The 17,889-nt window shown below is 46.1% G+C and carries 13 protein-coding genes; 6 read left to right on the forward strand and 7 right to left on the reverse strand.

What is annotated here, in order from left to right; genetic code table 11:
• Positions 1 to 4,608: beta strand repeat-containing protein (locus tag ACBR23_RS15640; protein ID WP_371125661.1), on the forward strand; the 4,608-nt coding region annotated here is incomplete at its 5' end.
• A 158-nt stretch (positions 4,609 to 4,766) separates the two neighbouring features.
• Here ACBR23_RS15640 and larB read toward each other — a convergent pair.
• From larB to trmD, 7 genes are all read right to left on the reverse strand, one after another.
• Positions 4,767 to 5,540: a nickel pincer cofactor biosynthesis protein LarB gene (gene larB / locus ACBR23_RS15645; protein WP_371119866.1), complete on the reverse strand. Its 774-nt coding sequence runs from the start codon at positions 5,538 to 5,540 to the stop codon at positions 4,767 to 4,769.
• A 256-nt stretch (positions 5,541 to 5,796) separates the two neighbouring features.
• Positions 5,797 to 7,569, reverse strand: a complete 1,773-nt coding sequence (locus ACBR23_RS15650) for an ABC transporter substrate-binding protein (RefSeq protein WP_371119865.1) — start codon at positions 7,567 to 7,569, stop codon at positions 5,797 to 5,799.
• 28 nt (positions 7,570 to 7,597) lie between these two features.
• Positions 7,598 to 8,170 (reverse strand): PIN domain-containing protein, encoded by a 573-nt coding sequence (locus tag ACBR23_RS15655; RefSeq protein WP_371117523.1) that lies wholly within the window; start codon positions 8,168 to 8,170, stop codon positions 7,598 to 7,600.
• Positions 8,148 to 8,696, reverse strand: a complete 549-nt coding sequence (locus ACBR23_RS15660) for a hypothetical protein (RefSeq protein WP_371117524.1) — start codon at positions 8,694 to 8,696, stop codon at positions 8,148 to 8,150. The genes ACBR23_RS15655 and ACBR23_RS15660 overlap by 23 nt, the downstream gene beginning before the upstream one ends.
• 67 nt (positions 8,697 to 8,763) lie before the next feature.
• Entirely contained in the window at positions 8,764 to 9,243 is a 480-nt protein-coding gene (gene ispF, locus ACBR23_RS15665) for a 2-C-methyl-D-erythritol 2,4-cyclodiphosphate synthase (RefSeq protein ID WP_371119864.1), read from the reverse strand.
• Positions 9,244 to 9,552: 309 nt separating this feature from the next.
• Positions 9,553 to 10,284, reverse strand: coding sequence for a Uma2 family endonuclease (locus ACBR23_RS15670; protein ID WP_371119863.1), 732 nt, complete (start codon positions 10,282 to 10,284; stop codon positions 9,553 to 9,555).
• A gap of 56 nt (positions 10,285 to 10,340) precedes the next feature.
• Positions 10,341 to 11,036 (reverse strand): tRNA (guanosine(37)-N1)-methyltransferase TrmD, encoded by a 696-nt coding sequence (gene trmD, locus ACBR23_RS15675; protein ID WP_371117527.1) that lies wholly within the window; start codon positions 11,034 to 11,036, stop codon positions 10,341 to 10,343.
• Positions 11,037 to 11,345: 309 nt separating this feature from the next.
• Here trmD and ACBR23_RS15680 point away from each other — a divergent pair, with 309 nt between their 5' ends.
• From ACBR23_RS15680 to ACBR23_RS15700, 5 genes are all read left to right on the forward strand, one after another.
• On the forward strand, positions 11,346 to 12,239 hold the full coding sequence (locus tag ACBR23_RS15680; RefSeq protein ID WP_371117528.1) for a cyanophycinase: 894 nt from the start codon (positions 11,346 to 11,348) through the stop codon (positions 12,237 to 12,239).
• A 276-nt stretch (positions 12,240 to 12,515) separates the two neighbouring features.
• Positions 12,516 to 12,758, forward strand: a complete 243-nt coding sequence (locus ACBR23_RS15685) for a hypothetical protein (protein ID WP_371121048.1) — start codon at positions 12,516 to 12,518, stop codon at positions 12,756 to 12,758.
• A gap of 291 nt (positions 12,759 to 13,049) precedes the next feature.
• Entirely contained in the window at positions 13,050 to 15,767 is a 2,718-nt protein-coding gene (cphA, locus tag ACBR23_RS15690; RefSeq protein ID WP_371117530.1) for a cyanophycin synthetase, read from the forward strand.
• A gap of 631 nt (positions 15,768 to 16,398) precedes the next feature.
• Positions 16,399 to 17,502, forward strand: a complete 1,104-nt coding sequence (locus ACBR23_RS15695) for a type IIL restriction-modification enzyme MmeI (protein WP_371119862.1) — start codon at positions 16,399 to 16,401, stop codon at positions 17,500 to 17,502.
• Positions 17,503 to 17,526: 24 nt separating this feature from the next.
• Entirely contained in the window at positions 17,527 to 17,754 is a 228-nt protein-coding gene (locus tag ACBR23_RS15700; protein ID WP_341738376.1) for a DUF2281 domain-containing protein, read from the forward strand.
• Positions 17,755 to 17,889: the final 135 nt, after the last annotated feature.

The following is a 17,889-nucleotide window of genomic DNA, read 5'->3' on the forward strand; positions in this document are numbered from 1 at the left end:
ATTGAAGGAACCGAAACAGGCACTTTCACAATTTCTAATCCTTCTGCTGGCTTGACATTAGGAACTACTACTACTGGTAACGTCACAATTACCGATAACGACTTCCCCACAGTCAACCTCTCAGTTACTCCCAGCACCGGCACCGAAGCAGGAACAACCAGCATCACAGTCACTGCTACTGCCAGCGCACCTGTAGTCGGCAACCAAACCGTTAACCTCGGCTTAGCAGGCACTGCCACGGCTGCTGATTTCACCGGCACTATTCCCACCCAAATCACCATCGGCAACGGGGCCACCAGGGGACAAGTCACTTTCACCATTGCCGACGACCAAATCGCCGAAATTAACGAAACTGCCAACCTCAGTATTAGCAATCCATCGGCAGGCATTGTGTTAGGAACCACCACCACAGGTAGTTTCACCATCACCGACAACGACACTGCCGGATTTGACATCCTCCCGATTAGTGGCAATACCAGCGAATCTGGGGGTCAAGCTACTTTTGACATCCGCCTGAAAAGCCAACCAACAGCTAATGTCACCATTGGCTTAACCAGCAGCAACACCGCAGAAGGAACGGTTTTACCCGCTAGCCTCACCTTTAATTCAACTAATTGGAATGCTTACCAAACCGTCACCGTTACCGGAGTAGATGATTCGGTAATTGACGGCAATATTAACTACCAAATTATCACCGCCCCAGCTACCAGTGCCGACCCGAACTACAACAATTTCAATCCAAACGATGTCGCTGTTACTAACACAGACAACGATACTCCCGGCGTCACCGTCACTCAATCGGGGGGCAATACCTCAGTAACAGAGGGCGGCAGTACAGATACTTATACCCTACAATTGAACACTCTTCCTGTAAGTAACGTTCAAATTACCGTAACGGCGGATGCTCAAGCGCGGGTTAGCTTAAATGGAACGACTTTTGCGGCCACGCAAACTTTAACCTTCACAAATGTTAATGGCATCACTCCCCAAACTGTCACCGTTCGTGCTGTTGATGACACGGTGGTGGAAGGGGCTCATACCAGTGCATTAACCCACGCTATTACCAACAGTATAGATCCCAATTATCCAACAACAAGGGCGATCGGTCCGGTGAATGCCCAGATTACTGATAACGATATTTCTTACAGTGTTGTGGGCAGTACCGCCAGCGTGACTGAGGGAAATAGCGGTACTCAAGTAATCAGTTTCACCGTTACCCGCACCGGAGAAACCAACCAAACTAGCAGCATTGATTTTAGTTTTGGGGGAACCGCCACCAATGGCGTCGATTACAATAACACCAATGTGACTGGTACTGGAGTCACTGCCACTGGCAATAAGATTAGTTTTGCTGCCAATGCTACCATAGCAACAATTGCGGTGTCGGTTTTGGGCGATCGCATTGTCGAACCTAACGAAACTTTAGCACTAACTCTGAGCAACGCCACAGCGACCGGAACTGCTAATATTATCGGTTCTCCAATTACCACCACAATTCAAAACGACGATACTGCGGGAATTTCCATCAGCCCGACTACCGGATTAACAACTACGGAAGCGGGAGGTACTGCTACTTTTACGGTAGTTTTAGATAGCCAGCCTACAGCGGATGTCAGTATTGGAATTACTTCTGATAAAACGGCTGAAGGTACTGTAGATAAACCGAGTTTAACTTTCACCAATGCTAACTGGAATACTCCCCAAACTGTCACCGTTAAAGGAGTAGATGAATTAGTAGTAGATGGGAATGTTGCTTACAATATTGTTACTGCTGCTGCTACCAGTACCGATACTAATTATAACGGTGTTAATCCTGCTGATGTCGCAGTTACTAATACTGATAACGACACCAAAGGCATCACCGTCACTCCCACCAGCGGATTAACAACTACTGAAGCGGGTGGTACTGCTACTTTTACGGTAGTTTTAGATAGCCAGCCTACAGCCGATGTCAGTATTGGAATTACTTCTGATAAAACGGCTGAAGGTACTGTAGACAAACCGAGTTTAACTTTCACCTCTGCTAACTGGAATACTCCCCAAACCGTGACAGTAACGGGAGTAGATGACTCAATTGCTGACGGAAATCAAGCCTATAAAATTCTGACGACGGCTGATACAACTACCACAGATACCAACTACAAAAATCTCAAACCCGCCGATGTAGCTGTCACCAACACCGACAATGAAACTGCTGGAATCACAGTTACACCCACCACCGGATTAATCACAACTGAAGCGGGGGGAAATGCTACATTTACAGTCAAGTTAAATACGCAACCAACAGCCAATGTCACCATTCCATTAACTAGCAGCAAAACTACCGAAGGTACAATAGATAAAAACAGTGTTACTTTCACCTCTGCTAACTGGAATGTAGCACAAACAGTCACAGTAACAGGAGTAGATGACTCAATTGCTGACGGAAATCAAGCCTATCAAATTATCACCGCTGCTGACACAACTACCACAGATACCAACTACAAAAATCTCAAACCTGCTGATGTAGCTGTCACCAACACCGACAACGAAACTGCTGGAATCACAGTCAGCCCAACCACAGGATTAACCACAAGTGAAGCGGGGGGAACTGCTACATTTACAGTCAAGTTAAATACGCAACCAACAGCCAATGTCACCATTCCATTAACTAGCAGCAAAACTACCGAAGGTACTGTAGATAAATCCAGTTTAACTTTCACCTCTGCTAACTGGAATGTGGCACAAACTGTCACCGTTACCGGAGTAGATGATAGCGTAGTTGATGGGAATATTGCCTACAACATAGTCACTGCTGTGGCCACCAGTACCGATACCAATTACAATGGTGTTAATGCTGCTGATGTCGCAGTTACTAATACTGATAACGAAACTGCTGGAATCACAGTCAGCCCAACCACCGGATTAATCACAACTGAAGCCGGAGGTAAGGCTACATTTACAGTAGTTTTAAACACTCAACCAACAGCCAATGTCACCATTCCATTAACTAGCAGTAAACCTACCGAAGGTACTGTAGATAAATCCATTTTAATTTTCACCAATGCTAACTGGAATACTCCCCAAACCGTGACAGTAACGGGAGTAGATGACTCAATTGCTGACGGAAATCAAGCCTATCAAATTCTGACGACGGCTGATACAACTACCACAGATACCAACTACAAAAATCTCAAACCCGCTGATGTAGCTGTCACCAACACCGACAATGAAACTGCTGGAATCACCATCACACCCACCACCGGATTAACCACAACTGAAGCCGGAGGTAAGGCTACATTTACAGTAGTTTTAAACACTCAACCAACAGCCAATGTCACCATTCCATTAACTAGCAGTAACACTGCTGAAGGTACTGTCGATAAATCCTCTATTACTTTCACCAATGCTAACTGGAATACTCCCCAAACCGTGACAGTAACGGGAGTAGATGATACCCTAGTTGACGGAAATATTGCCTACAACATAGTAACCGCTGTGGCTACCAGTACCGATGCCAATTACAGTGGTGTTAATGCTACCGATGTCGCAGTTACTAATACTGATAACGACACTGCACCTGCGCCTACACCAACTCCTGCACCTGCGCCTACACCAACTCCTGCGCCAACTCCCACACCAACTCCTGCGCCAACTCCCACACCAACTCCTGCGCCAACTCCCACACCAACTCCCACACCGACGCCAATAACTAATAACATCCCCAATGATGACTGCATCTGCGATGATATTGCCTATCCCAACTTAAACCAACCAAATTCAGTTGAAAACACCATACTCGGTGTATCTACAATTCAAATAGGAACCGGCAAGAATGATGAATTTTTAGGTAGCAACAACGGCAATATATTCAATGCCAAATCCGGGGATGATAACTTATATGGTAGCGACAGCGGTGACATCTTTAATGGCAATAAAGGCAACGATTTTATCAGCGGTGGTAGTGGTGATGACATCTTATTTGGAGACGAAGGAAACGACATCATTCTCGGTGACGAAGGCAAAGATTTAATCTTTGGAGGCAAAGGCAATGACTCCATTAATGGCCGCGAAGATGATGACATCATTTATGGAAATAGAAATGATGACTTCATCGATGGTGGTAAGGGTAATGACAACTTATTTGGAGGTAAAGGTGATGACATCATCCTTGGTAGTGAAGGTGAGGACTCCCTGTTTGGGAATGAGGGTTCGGATACCATTTGTGGCGGCACGGGCGATGATTTTATCAGCGGTAATGAACAAGCAGATATTCTGGGAGGCTGTGAAGGCAATGATACTCTTTATGGAGGGGAAGATAACGATACTCTCATGGGCGGGAAAGGCAATGATATCCTTTACGGAGATTTGGGCAATGATAGTTTGATTGGCGGTAGTGGGAATGATATATTTGTCTTACAAGCTGGTCAAGGATTTGATATCATTGCTGATTTTACTCTGGGTCAAGATTTGATTGGATTGAGTGGAGGTTTGAGCTTTGGTCAGTTAGCGATAGTTCAAAATACTCAGGGAACTCTCATCAAAAATGTCTTGACAGGAGAAGAGTTAGCTGTAATGATTGGAGTGAGTGCCAATGCGATTACATCTGCTAATTTCCGGTTGATTTAGGGAATTGAGACAAAAAAGTGCGATCGCCCTTGGTAGTGAATTAAGGGCGATCGTAATAATCTACCGGGATAGGGGCTTTTCATTAGACCTTTCCAGAAAAGCAGGTCTTGAACAGGCAGGATGCCTGTTCCACAATGAATACGATCGAGGTCTATTTGTTAATTTTTACCAACTCGGCCAGCGGTTCTGAGAATTTGACAGGCCAAAATTGCCGCACCAAACCCATTATCAATATTCACCACGCCAACACCAGCCGCACAAGAATTAAGCATAGTTAAAAGAGGCGCAATCCCGCCAAAACTCGCCCCATAACCCACACTTGTCGGCACAGCAATCACCGGACAATCTGCCAAACCCGCAACCACACTCGCCAAAGCACCTTCCATACCCGCGACTGCAATCAACACATCAGCATCAGCAATAACGTGGCGATTACTCAGCAAACGGTGAATGCCAGCAACTCCCACATCCCACAAACGCTGTACCTGAAAACCGCAAAGTTCGGCAGTAACAGCCGCCTCTTCCGCTACAGCCAAATCTGCTGTTCCTGCACTAATAATTGTTACTTTACCTGGATGTTGCGAAGTTGGAGAACTAGCAGAAATTGCACAAATTCGAGCTTTTTCATAATAGCACAAATCGGGTATTTTCTGCTGCAATTGCTCGAAAACTTCCGGTTCAATTCGCGTCGCCATCACCGCCGGATTTCGCCCGCGCATTACCTGGATAATCTCAACAATTTGGTCTGGGGTTTTACCAGGTCCCCAAATTACTTCTGGGAAACCGGTTCTGAGAGTGCGGTGGTGGTCGATTTTGGCAAAATCGCCCACTTGTTCAAAGTCAAAGTGCTTGAGTTTTTCTAAAGCTGTGGCGGGACTGATATCACCAGCGGCCACAGATTCGAGTAACTTTTGTAAGATTTCAGGTTGCATAAAAATTGGGAATTGGGTATGGGGAATTGGGTATGGGGAATTGGGCATTGGGCATTGGGCATTGGTAATAGCAATTTTTTATGAGGCTGCATAGCATCTGATCCCCCCTAACCCCCCTTAATAAGGGGGGGACAAGATTTTTATCAAAGTCCCCCTTCTTAAGGGGGATTTAGGGGGATCGAGATATGTGCAACTTCACATTAAATTGGTATAAAAGCTAACAAATAACTAATCACCAATAACTAATAACTAATGACTATTCGGTAATTTTTAGTTCGTACAAATTCCAGAAAGCGCCTCCTATAGCACTATACCGAACTCCTGAAATGCGATCGCGCACCGCCTCAAAAGTCAAGGGATTCACCATGTAGATAAACGGTGCTTGTTCTGCTATAATCCGTTGGGTTTCTGCATAAATTTCCTTGCGCTTCGGCTCATTCAGTTCCTGGGAAGCTTTCACATACAGGTCATCAATTTTCTGCTCCCAGTCAGCCACTTTCCAGCCCTTAATCGGCGGTTCCCCAGCCTGCGGTCCCTGGTTAAAACTGTGTAAAGTACCGTTTACTGACCAGATATTGTAGCCACTGTGCGGTTCCAGACCGCCCGTAAAACCACCGAGGTAGGTATCCCAATTTTTAGTCAAACGCAGTTTTTCTACATAAGTGTTAAAACTGAGAAATTGTGTATCAATCTGTATCCCTAACTTGCCTAAATCTTGTTTAATTTGTGTTCCCATTTGTTCCCGGACTTTTTTGCCTGCCGCCATTAATAAAGTAAATCGCACTTTGTTCCCCTCCCGATCCAATAAATCCCCTGCATCATTATACTTGAAGCCAGCAGTTAACAATAATTCTTTGGCTTTTTTGGGGTCGTAGTTGTAAGTTTTTAATCCTTCTTTTGGCGATAGGTAGAACGGGCTTTGGGCTGGAATTGGGGAATGCAGGGGCGCGCCAAGTCCACGATAGATATTGTTAGTCATGGCGTCGCGGTTGATACCATAGGCGATCGCCTGCCGAAACTCCTTAGTTGCGAACCACCGAGATTTAATCGGGTCTACAAAGGGCTGATTTTGAGCATTACGACCCTGATTCAGATTGAAACACATAAATACACTGCCAGTGTCGGGGCCACCGTTAAATACCGTATATTTACCGCGTTTTTCCTCCCTTTTCAGCAGCGGAAACACTTCGGGCTGCACGTCCAGACTATCCAAATCACCAGAGCGAAAATTCAACAGTTGAGTATCAGTATTTTCGATAATTTGCCAGACTATTTGCTGGATGTAAGGCTGAGTAGTTCCCTGAGTATCTTTGCGCCAAAAATAGGGATTTCGTTCCAACACAACTCGCTGATTAGGAGTATAACTGAGCATTCGGTATTGACCGTTACCGACAATTTTTTTGGGGTCAGTATCGGTTCCCCAGGTACTCAGGAACTTCGGCTTTCCTTCACTATCTGTATTGCTGATTGATTCTTGTAGAATATGAGCTGGTAAAATCGGTATTCCCCCAGCATATCTAATAAATGGAGCAAAGGGTTCGGCAACGGAAAATTCAACGCGGCGGCTGTCAAGTTTTTTGAGTTTGGGGAATTGGCGACTCATTCCAACTCTGAGAGTATCTTTTAAACCGCTAGGGATTTTATCATTGAAATAAATCTTGTCATAGCTGAAGATAATGTCATCAGTAGTCATCGGTTCGCCATCAGACCATTTCAATCCCTCTCGCAGGGTGAAGACAATCTTTTTGCCATCTTTGGAGACTTCCCACGACTCGGCTAAACCGGGTTCTAGTTCTGATGTTAAACCGTTTTCGTTGATCAATCCTTCATTGAGATAGCCAAAAACGCTGTAGGCTGACTGATTTAGCGGATAGTTAAAGGTGGCTGGGCCGCTGGGGGTGGGGACGATGAGTCTGTTTGTTAATTGCGATCGCACCGGAGTACACGCAGACAAGGCTATGGTAACAATTGCTGCTAGCAGAACAGCCAGCCAGCGGCGCTTTGAATGTAAAATAGGGAAAATTTTCATAATAATTTACTGTACCACCTGCGTGTAATTATGATTGAGATTGTAGCCAACCTAGAAAGTTTTTAGTGGCAGAGAAATACTTTGTAATCCCCGCCTCTCGCAAAGTATTTTGAACTTCCGATAGACCAAATTCTTTGACGTTACCGCTGAGAAATACTTTGGTTTCTGTAGAATGCGATCGGGCATGACTGAGGATACAGTGTAAAATCAAATTATCTGTTGGGTCTTTTTTGATAATAGGTCTGTTTAAACTTGCTTGAATAATCTCTGAATTTAATACAATCATTTGGGCATTTTCTGACATCAGAGAAATTGCTTCACGCAACCGCAATTCAATTTCATCTATTCGTTCGAGATAGTAAACTAATGACTCTTCTAGGTAAAAAGATAGAGATGCGACCTTTTCAGAGGTCACATCTCGCTTTGTTTCGCTAATTTGGCGGCTTAGCTGTTCCTTAAAAGAGTTTTGTCGCTTCAGCTCGTCCTCGAAAGCTGACCAAGCTTCCATATAACAAACGCTGGGTATGACTAACTGAACTGATGAGGACAAATCTCTGAGCAACATAATTGCTTCAGTCTCACGCCCTGTAGCAATACTCATCAGAAAGTTGGTCTCGATATATATAATTGCCACCTAATTCCACTCCTGATTTTGTTGTTCCACCTGCGAGTAATGGCAGCAAACCGATGGCTGCTATCTGTTCTGATGCTGGCGGATTTTCTGATTTCCAGTTATAATCTAAGTCATGCAGCCACGATTCAATCAGTCCCCCAAGGGTACGTTCAGAGAGCCATTTACTACCAAAAGTCGGCATATAATAGCGACATATCTCACCAGTATTGAGAGTGCAAACAGGCTCCGATAAATTCACACCATCCCATTTAAAAATCAAAATTTTTTCCGCATCAACAAACATAGCATAAGGAACGATCGCGTTTTTTTCAGACAGCTTAGCTAACACAGCTTTCAGCCAATCGGTCGCGCGATCGATAATTTTCTGTTTCGCGGCTGGTTCTTGAGCTTGAATAATTTTAACCTCGATTAGCACGACTATGTTATCGTCCTTATCCAACGCGATCGCATCCGCGTCTACGGGTAATTCTAACTCCCAAGTGTCAGTGTCCATGATTTCAGGCTTCCTAGCGATGTTGGATTTGAGATTAACTTTACAGTCAATTAGAGATTCTATAGTTCTATTTTAGCATTAATAAAACTACAGCGTAAGCTGCGATGCCTTCTTCTCTTCCCACCGGGCCTAATTTTTCGTTGGTGGTGGCTTTGATGCCGATTTGGTCTGGGTTGAGTTTGAGGACGCTAGAAAGGCGATCGCGCATTTTTTCAATATGCGGTTTCAGCTTCGGACGTTCTGCTACAATTACAGAATCAATATTGCCAATTTCCCAGCCTTTATCTAATATCAACTGGTTGACTTGTTCTAGCAAAACTAAACTATCAGCACCTTTCCATTTGGGGTCAGTCGGTGGGAAATAAAGGCCGATATCTCCGAGGCTGAGTGCTCCAAGCATTGCATCCATAATCGCGTGAGTGAGTACGTCGGCGTCGCTGTGGCCGAGTAATCCTAATTCGTGGGGAATGTTCACGCCGCCCAGGATGAGGGGGCGTTCTGGAACTAAGCAGTGAATGTCGTAGCCGTTACCGATGCGGATGTTCATTTGGGAATGGGGAATGGGGAATGGGGAATGGGGAATGGGGAATGGGGAATTGGTGTCAACTTAAGCCTGAAAGCCCGCCAAGTCCGTCTGTGGGCCCGCGAGTCCGACAGGGGTTGAAACCCCTGTCTCAAAGCTAAAGTCCTCTCTCTCTTGACTGAAGAGAAGAATGTTCAACTCATTAGTCCTCTTTTAGAGGACTTTAGCTATTAGACAGGGGTTTCAACCCCTGTCGGACTATCGGTTTGACGTTAAGTTGACACCTATGGGGAATGGGGAATGGGGAAAATCCAACTTCAAATATCCAAGCAATCAAATTTCATCTGGGTCAATACCCAACTCTCTTAATTTGGCAGCTAACCGTTCTTTCTGTTGCTTTTCAATTTCTAATTGTTGTATTGCCTCCTCTTTCTGTTGTCGCTCTAATTCGGCTCTTTGAGTTTCAGCTTCATCTCTCATTAATACTAAATTTCCATCGTTATCAAAGAACCTCAACCAATTACCTTGAGAGTTTTCTATTTGACCTTCCCATATGCCCAGCCATAGCCCTAATGATTCACAATATAATCTCCCTTGTTGATTAGGAGATAAGGATTGGTATCGACGATTAATTAATTCCCAACCTCTTAGAGAACTAGGATTTTTGGGATTGTAGACAAAATAATCTTGGGTTTTAAATTTACGTTCGTAGATATCTTTTTTAGTGGTTAAATCTACTTCGGCAGTTGAGGGAGACATTAATTCAATTACCACATCTGGGAGGCGACTATCTTCTTCCCAAGCAATCCAAGCATCTCTATTTATGGTTCCATCTACATCTAAGACTACAAACAAATCAGGGCCTTTGAAGTCTTGATTTTTGACTTGGTTTATGCTGTAGTAGACAAACATATTGCCGCCTACAAAAAAGTCTTGCCGATCGCGCCACTGATATTTGAGGGATTGGATCAGTACATTCATCGAAACTCTATGGTTATTGCTTTCCATCGGTTCGCCATCATCGGTAATTAGATCTATTGGTAACTTTTCTACGGCTAGTGACATAAGTTATAGCTGGTAAAATTGAGTTATTTATGTGTTTCTTTAGGATAGCAGACGATCTATTTTCCCCCTTCGTGCAACCAGCGTTCATACAAATCAGGGCGGTGCGATCGCGTTTTTTCAATTTGCTGTTCCCGACGCCAGCGCGCAATTTCCGCGTGATTCCCAGATAGCAACACATCAGGAACCTTCAAACCCCGAAAATCTGCGGGTCGAGTATACTGTGGATAATCCAAAAGCCCGTCCTCAAAACTCTCAAACTTCAGCGAATCTTCCTTCCCCACAGTTCCCCGCAGCAAGCGCAAAACCCCATTAATCAAAGCCAAAGCGGGGATTTCGCCCCCGGTGAGCACAAAATCGCCCAAGGATACCTCGCGAGTGACTAAATCCAAAACGCGATCGTCCACACCTTCATAATGACCGCAAATCAACACCAACTGGTCGCACTCAGCAGCCAACCCCCGAAACATCCCCTGCTGCATTGGTTCCCCCTGGGGAGTCAGTAAAATCACCTCTCGCCTGGGCAAAATTGGCAGGGACTCCACCGCAGCAAAAATCGGTTCCGGCTTCATCAACATCCCCACTCCACCACCGTAGGGTTCGTCGTCCACTCGGTGGTGCTTGTCTGTGGTAAAATCACGAGGATTGACAAAATTCACCTCAGCAATATTTTTAGCTAAGGCTTTGCCCATCAGTCCCGACCCTAGGGGAGCCAAGAAAAATTCTGGAAATAGGGTAACAACGTCAAATCGCACAATACTTTAAATTTATTGACACACTCTAGTTTCACCTCTAGATGGCGATCAATTTTCGGTAATTGCATTATTCTTCATAATTTCTTAAAATTTTTGCAACTCAAATTTTATGTTTTGGTGTATGGGCTACGTTTTGTATGAAAATTATCTGTTTTCAGTACAGTGCCTTTTCTAAACTAGCTTCCGAAGGACTGCGGGCGATCGCGATTCTCCATCGAACCTCACGCTAAATTATTCAGTCTTCAAAACGCCGATCGTACCCACAACACGGCAAAATTTAATTTCACACATAACCGAGGAAGACACACCATGCAGCAATTAACATCTCCAGCCCTTGAACAAAACATTTCCCAGCGGACAAAAACCTCGATTATGGTGATCGGGGGGGCCGAAGACAAAGTTCACGGTCGCGAGATTCTGAACACATTTTTTCACCGTTCTGGGGGTACAGAGGCGAGACTGGCGATCGTTCCCTCAGCTTCGCGAGATCCAGAAGGGATTAGCAACCGCTACCGCACCATCTTTGACGACATGGGTGTCAGTGCAGTCAAAGTAGTTGACATCCGGGAACGCGAACAGGCCGAAAACCCCGTGTGGAAGGATTACTTAGAAGACTGTACGGGCGTATTTATCACAGGTGGCGACCAACTGCGGCTGTGCGGGTTGCTGGCGGACACACCCGTAATGGACAAAATTCGCAAAGAAGCCAGAGAAGGCAAAATTACCCTAGCTGGAACCAGTGCTGGGGCTGCGGTGATGGGTTATCACATGATTGCAGGCGGTGGCAGTGGCGCTTCTCCCAATCGCTCTTTAGTGGATTTGGCAAATGGGCTTAATATTATACCGTCCGTGATTGTAGATCAGCATTTTCACAACCGGAATCGGATGGCTCGGTTGCTGTCGGCGATTTCCTCCCACCCGGATCTGCTGGCTCTAGGTATTGACGAAGACACCTGCGCCCTATTTGAAGGAGACGACACGATTAAAATTCTCGGTAAAGGAACTGTGACTATTGTCGATTCTAGGGAAATGCTTTACACCAACGAGCCTCACGTAGGAGCGACAGAACCCTTGAGCCTGTTCAATCTGCGCCTGCACGTACTTTGCCACGGAGATTGTTACAATATTGCCCTAGGCAAAGCGATGCCCTCTTCGGCTTGTGCCGAGTCTGGATGGCCTCCTGAATGTCGCACCTCGAACTAAGAAAGCAAATAATAGTCATCCGCGCTCGTCAATCATGAATTAGTAGCCAAAGATTGAGGACGGAGGATAAGCTATGGGAACATCAGAAACCCACGCCAGATTGCCAGATTGCCGAAGGGATGTGGCTCTGCCCATCTCACAGCTCAAATCTCCAATTCCGTGGGCCATAACTGAAAAATTAGTACAAAAATGTTCTTAGCGAACAGTTTATCGGAGACTCAGGCTTGAAATTGAATAAATGATCCAATAAAGTCAAAGATACATTGCAATAGGAATGTGAACTTCGTGGTCAGCATCTTACAGAAATTGAGGAAAACTCAACTCCTCGAAGCCTTTTTTTGGGAGGGTAATTGTCTGCCATTGCTCAGCAGCCAGCCCCAGGATGAGAAACCTGCGGAAACAAAAATTCAGGGTGGATTCGATCGCACCGCCAAAATGTGTTTAATTAATGCCGATGGTAACTGCCCCGCGAAGCTCATCCTTCCCGTGCAATACTCAACAGCCACAAACTCAATTTGAATCACCCTCAGAAGTGAGTTGGTGGCGAACACAAAAAATTTTGAAGAATTAAACTGATTGGCGATGGCTACCAAAAAGTTGTTTCTCAATAATTGTTGTATCTGGAAACTGGGAATTTAAACTATCAGATTTCCGCCTAGAAACTGGCAAAAAATTGACCCAAAAGGCTCAGGGACTTGATATAAAGTTTCTCTCCTACAAATGCAGTCGAGTCATGGCGATGAAAATCCCCTGAGTAGTTTTTCATCATCCAACTCAAAATTTAGGCTTTCCAAACATCTACGAGGCTTTATGAAAATACTAAAAATCCAGACCTTGCGCGGCCCTAATTATTGGAGTATCCGACGCCAAAAACTGATCGTCATGCGTCTAGATTTAGAAGATTTAGCAGACAAAACCACAGCAGAAATTCCGGGATTCTACGAGGGCTTACTGGCGGTGCTGCCGAGTTTGTACGAGCATTTTTGTTCCCCAGGTCGTCAGGGAGGCTTCCTACAACGTGTTAAAGAAGGTACGATGATGGGACACGTCATCGAACACGTCGCCCTAGAACTTCAGGAAATGGCAGGGATGCCTGCGGGATTCGGTCGCACCCGCGAGACTTCGACCCCAGGCATTTACCAAGTGGTACTTGAGTATCAAAACGAACAAGCAGGTCGCTACGCGGCAAGGGCTGGGGTCCGCTTGTGCCAGAGCATTGTCAGTACCGGCACTTACTCAGCTACAGAGTTGGCCCAAGATTTAAGAGACCTCACAGATTTTGCAGCGTCGGCGGCCTTGGGACCGAGTACGGAAACACTGGTCAAGGAAGCGGAATCTCGTGGCATTCCCTGGATGCAATTGAGTGCGAGGTTTATGATCCAGTTAGGTTACGGGGTTCATCAAAAGCGGATTCAAGCAACTTTGAGCAACCGCACAGGAGTTTTGGGAGTAGAACTAGCCTGCGACAAGGAAGGTACTAAAAATATCCTGGGTAGTGCTGGTGTGCCAGTGCCCAGAGGTACGGTAATTAATTATTTAGATGAACTCGAAAGTGCGATCGAAGAAGTGGGCGGCTATCCCATTGTGATTAAACCCCTAGACGGCAATCACGGACGCGGCATCACCATCGACATCAATTCCTGGGAAGTAGCAGAAGAAGCCTACGACCTCGCCAGTGCAGCCTCAAAAACCAAAAGCATCATTATTGAACGCTATTACACAGGTAGGGACCACAGAGTCTTGGTAGTCAACGGTCAAGTCGTAGCCGTAGCAGAACGAGTCCCAGCTAACGTGGTGGGTAACGGCAAACAAACCGTAGAACAGTTAATTGAAGAAGTCAACAGCGACCCGCAGCGGGGAGACGGACACGACAATGTTCTGACCCGGATTACGATCGATAAATTGTCTTTAGATTTGCTGCAAAAACAAGGATACAGCCTCGACTCCGTAGTACCAGCGGGGGAAAGAGTATTTTTGCGGGCAACAGCCAACTTGAGTACGGGGGGAATTGCAGTCGATCGCACCGACGAAATCCACCCCGAAAACGTCTGGTTATTTTCCAGAGTTGCCAAAATTATCGGTTTGGACATCGCCGGCATTGACGTCGTAACCGCCGATATCTCAAAACCCCTGCGCGATGTCGATGGTGTCATCGTCGAAGTCAACGCAGCACCAGGTTTCAGAATGCACGTTGCACCGAGTCAAGGTTTGCCCCGCAACGTCGCCGGGGCAGTGATGGATATGCTGTTCCCCTCTCCGGGAGTGAGTCGGGTGCCGATTTTAGCGGTAACGGGGACAAACGGCAAAACTACCACCACTCGCCTCCTCGCCCACATTGTCAAGCAGACTGGCCAAGTTACGGGCTACACAACTACCGACGGTACTTACATCGGTGAGTATTTGGTGGAAAGCGGAGACAATACCGGCCCCCAAAGCGCTCAGTTGATTTTGTCCGATCCGACGGTGGAAGTCGCGGTGCTGGAAACAGCTAGGGGCGGAATTTTGCGATCGGGCTTGGGATTCGACCAGTGCGATGTGGGTGTCGTCTTGAACGTCGCCGCCGACCACTTAGGCATTGGCGACATCGACACCGTGGAACAACTGGCCACCCTCAAGAGCGTGCTGGTAGAGTCGGTGATGCCCAAGGGCTATGCAGTCCTGAATGCAGACGACCCGCTAGTATCACGAATGGCGCAAAGTGTCAAGGCTCAAATTGCATATTTCTCCATGAACCCAGATAACGAACTGGTGGCAAGACATACGGCTGCGGGCGGGCTGGCTGCGATTTACGAGAATGGCTATTTGTCGATCCTGAAGGGTGATTGGACGCTGAGAATTGAGCAGGCTGTCAACGTGCCTCTGACGATGGGCGGACGGGCACCGTTCATGATTGCCAATGCTTTAGCTGCTTGTTTGGCTGCTTTTGCCCAAGGAGTGAAAATAGAGGACATTCGATCGGCTTTGTCAAGTTTCCAGGCATCGGTAGGTCAAACTCCCGGACGGATGAACCTGTTTAATTTGGGTAAATATCACGCTTTGCTCGACTACGCCCACAACCCTCACAGCTACAAGGCTTTGGGGAGTTTCGTGCAGAATTGGGATGGAATGCGGATTGGGGTAATTGGTGCGCCGGGAGACAGGCGAGATGAGGATTTTGTCCTGTTGGGTAAACTTTCGGCTGAGATTTTCGATCGCATTATTGTCAAGGAAGATCTCGATCGGCGCGGCCGGGAACCCGGTGTGGTGGCCAAGTTAATTTGTCAGGGGATTGCAGAGACTATGGCTGCACGAACCGCGGCTCAATCTAAGGTTGAATATGAGTTGATTCTCGATGAAACAGTTGCGATTAACAAGGCTTTAGATGAAGCACCGGCTGGCAGTTTGGTAGTGATTTTACCTGAAGGTGTCACCAAAGCTTTGAGTTTAATTGAAGCGCGGAAACCGATTCAGGAATCTGTGGAAGTTCAAAATGGTTTAGTTAAATCAAAGTCGCAGGAAAGTTTTAAACCGACTGTTGATGCAAAGTAAATGATTTTCTAGAAACTTCTTGAATAATCAGGTAAAAGCTGGTACTGTCGATCGAGTGTTGAAGCATCAGACTGCTAAATATAGCAGTTTTGTAGTAGACATAACGAAAGAATACACATCAAAAACCTGTTCAAAGTATGGACAGAGATTTAAATGGCGCTTTCAATATTTCGTTGAAAGCTTTGAGAGATACCTCCTTGACGGGAGAGCTTGCTGCTTTCACCCGTCTTGCCATACACGGCTAATTCTGGCCTAGTCCTGGATTTACCGGGTTAAATGTATCTGTTGTGAATCAAGGCTAAAGTCTTAATTCTCATTTAATTAATAGGTTGGGTTTAATACAATTAAACCCAACCTGTTTTTTTTTGAAATCTAGTCAACTTAAGCCGAAAGCCCGCCAGGGACTGAAGTCCCTGTCTAATAGCGAAAGTCCTCTAAAAGAGGACTAATGAGTTCTTCAGTCCTCTTGAGAGGACTTGAGCTTTGAGACAGGGGTTTCAACCCCGGTTGGACTATCGGTTGTACCTTAAGTTGACACGCTTTGGGCTCTTGGAGTGTCCTCTATATCATAGGTCGTGCTACCAGATTTGATATGATAAGTCCTAGGAAAAACCAGCAGCAGGATTGAAGCATGAATGAAGCCGATCGCACCAGAGTCGAAACATTCATCACGCGCTGGGAAGGTTCTAGTGGCAATGAACGCGCAAACTACCAGTTGTTTTTTGCGGAAATGTGCGATGCGCTGGGAGTCGATCGCCCTTTTGATAAAGGCAGAATTCCACACGATCCCTACTGCTTCGATAAAGATGTTAAAACCTTTCACCCCAGCGGCAAAGTAACTTCGGGGTTTGTGGATTTTTACAAAGCCGAGCATTTTTTAATCGAGGCAAAACAGGGCGGAACTACAAGTAAAAAAGGAACTGCAAAACGAGGAACGAATACCTATTTGCGAGAGATGGAAAAAGCGTTTGTACAGGCAGTTGCTTACACGCGCAGTCTTAGCAGCAAACCACCGTTTTTGTTAACTTGCGATATTGGCGATCATTTTGAATTGTGGATGGGTTTTAGTGGCGATTACGGCGGCTATGGGGCGCGGCGAGAAATTGCGCTGACAGAGTTGCGAAAGGCCGATGTTTTCGATCTGTTTGTCGATATTTTTAGCAATCCGCAGCAGTGCAACCCAGAGAAAATTGCGGCGCGGGTGACGCGGGAAGTGGCGGCGGATTTGGCAGAGTTGGCGAAGCGGATGGAGGCGAATGTCGATCCGCAGCAAGTCGCCCAGTTTTTGATGCGCTGTATTTTCACCATGTTTGCTGAGGATGTGGGATTGCTGAAGGAACATTTGTTTACGCAGGCGCTGGAAACGCGGTGGATTCTCAATCCGAAGATGTTTAAGCCGGAGGTAGAGGCGCTGTGGGTGGCGATGAATGAGGGGACGAGTTTTGGCTTTCATGGCCAACTGTTGCGGTTTAATGGCGGATTGTTTGCGGAATCCCAGGCGTTTGCGTTGACAAAGGCGCAGTTGGAAGTGTTGTTACAGGCGGCGAAGCGGGATTGGTGCAATGTGGAACCTGCGATTTTTGGGACTTTGTTGGAAAGGGCGCTGGATTCTAGGGAACGGAGTAAGTTGGGGGCGCATTATACGCCGCGATCGTATGTGGAACGGTTGGTTAAGCCTGTGGTGATGGAGCCTTTGGGCGATCGGGTAAGTTTCGGTTGGCAATTGTTATCATAATTTTATCGAGCAAGAGGCGATCTAATGCTAGAAACCACAATCCTAGAAACCTTAGTCAAATTACCAGATTCCCTGAAACAGGAAGTGCTGCACTATGTAGAATTCTTAGCAGCAAAATATGCAAATAATGAGGTGGCCATAAATCCTCCTCAAAAGAAACGTCGAGCAGGGATGATGAAAGGCACGTTTGTCTTACCCCTTGCGGATGATTTTGATGCACCATTAGATGATTTCCAGGAGTATATGGAATGAGTGCATTGCTGCTACATAAGATTGACATAAAGCGGACAAGAATGACATCTCGGACACTTAAAACTTACTTCCTGCTTCTACGTAGGGAGTCGGCTCCTTCTACTCTACAGGCGTGAATTCAGGATTAGCCATCCT

The sequence above is a fragment of the Microcoleus sp. genome (genome assembly GCF_041354475.1).
In the GTDB taxonomy this organism is placed as follows: domain Bacteria; phylum Cyanobacteriota; class Cyanobacteriia; order Cyanobacteriales; family Microcoleaceae; genus Microcoleus.

What these genes read in the sequence shown, in the direction of transcription:
- larB (WP_371119866.1), bottom strand. Translation starts at nt 5,540, where the DNA reads ATGCAACCTGAAATCTTACAAAAGTTACTCGAATCTGTGGCCGCTGGT.
- ACBR23_RS15650 (WP_371119865.1), bottom strand. Translation starts at nt 7,569, where the DNA reads ATGAAAATTTTCCCTATTTTACATTCAAAGCGCCGCTGGCTGGCTGTT.
- ACBR23_RS15655 (WP_371117523.1), bottom strand. Translation starts at nt 8,170, where the DNA reads ATGAGTATTGCTACAGGGCGTGAGACTGAAGCAATTATGTTGCTCAGA.
- ACBR23_RS15660 (WP_371117524.1), bottom strand. Translation starts at nt 8,696, where the DNA reads ATGGACACTGACACTTGGGAGTTAGAATTACCCGTAGACGCGGATGCG.
- ispF (WP_371119864.1), bottom strand. Translation starts at nt 9,243, where the DNA reads ATGAACATCCGCATCGGTAACGGCTACGACATTCACTGCTTAGTTCCA.
- ACBR23_RS15670 (WP_371119863.1), bottom strand. Translation starts at nt 10,284, where the DNA reads ATGTCACTAGCCGTAGAAAAGTTACCAATAGATCTAATTACCGATGAT.
- ACBR23_RS15680 (WP_371117528.1), top strand. Translation starts at nt 11,346, where the DNA reads ATGCAGCAATTAACATCTCCAGCCCTTGAACAAAACATTTCCCAGCGG.
- cphA (WP_371117530.1), top strand. Translation starts at nt 13,050, where the DNA reads ATGAAAATACTAAAAATCCAGACCTTGCGCGGCCCTAATTATTGGAGT.
- ACBR23_RS15695 (WP_371119862.1), top strand. Translation starts at nt 16,399, where the DNA reads ATGAATGAAGCCGATCGCACCAGAGTCGAAACATTCATCACGCGCTGG.
- ACBR23_RS15700 (WP_341738376.1), top strand. Translation starts at nt 17,527, where the DNA reads ATGCTAGAAACCACAATCCTAGAAACCTTAGTCAAATTACCAGATTCC.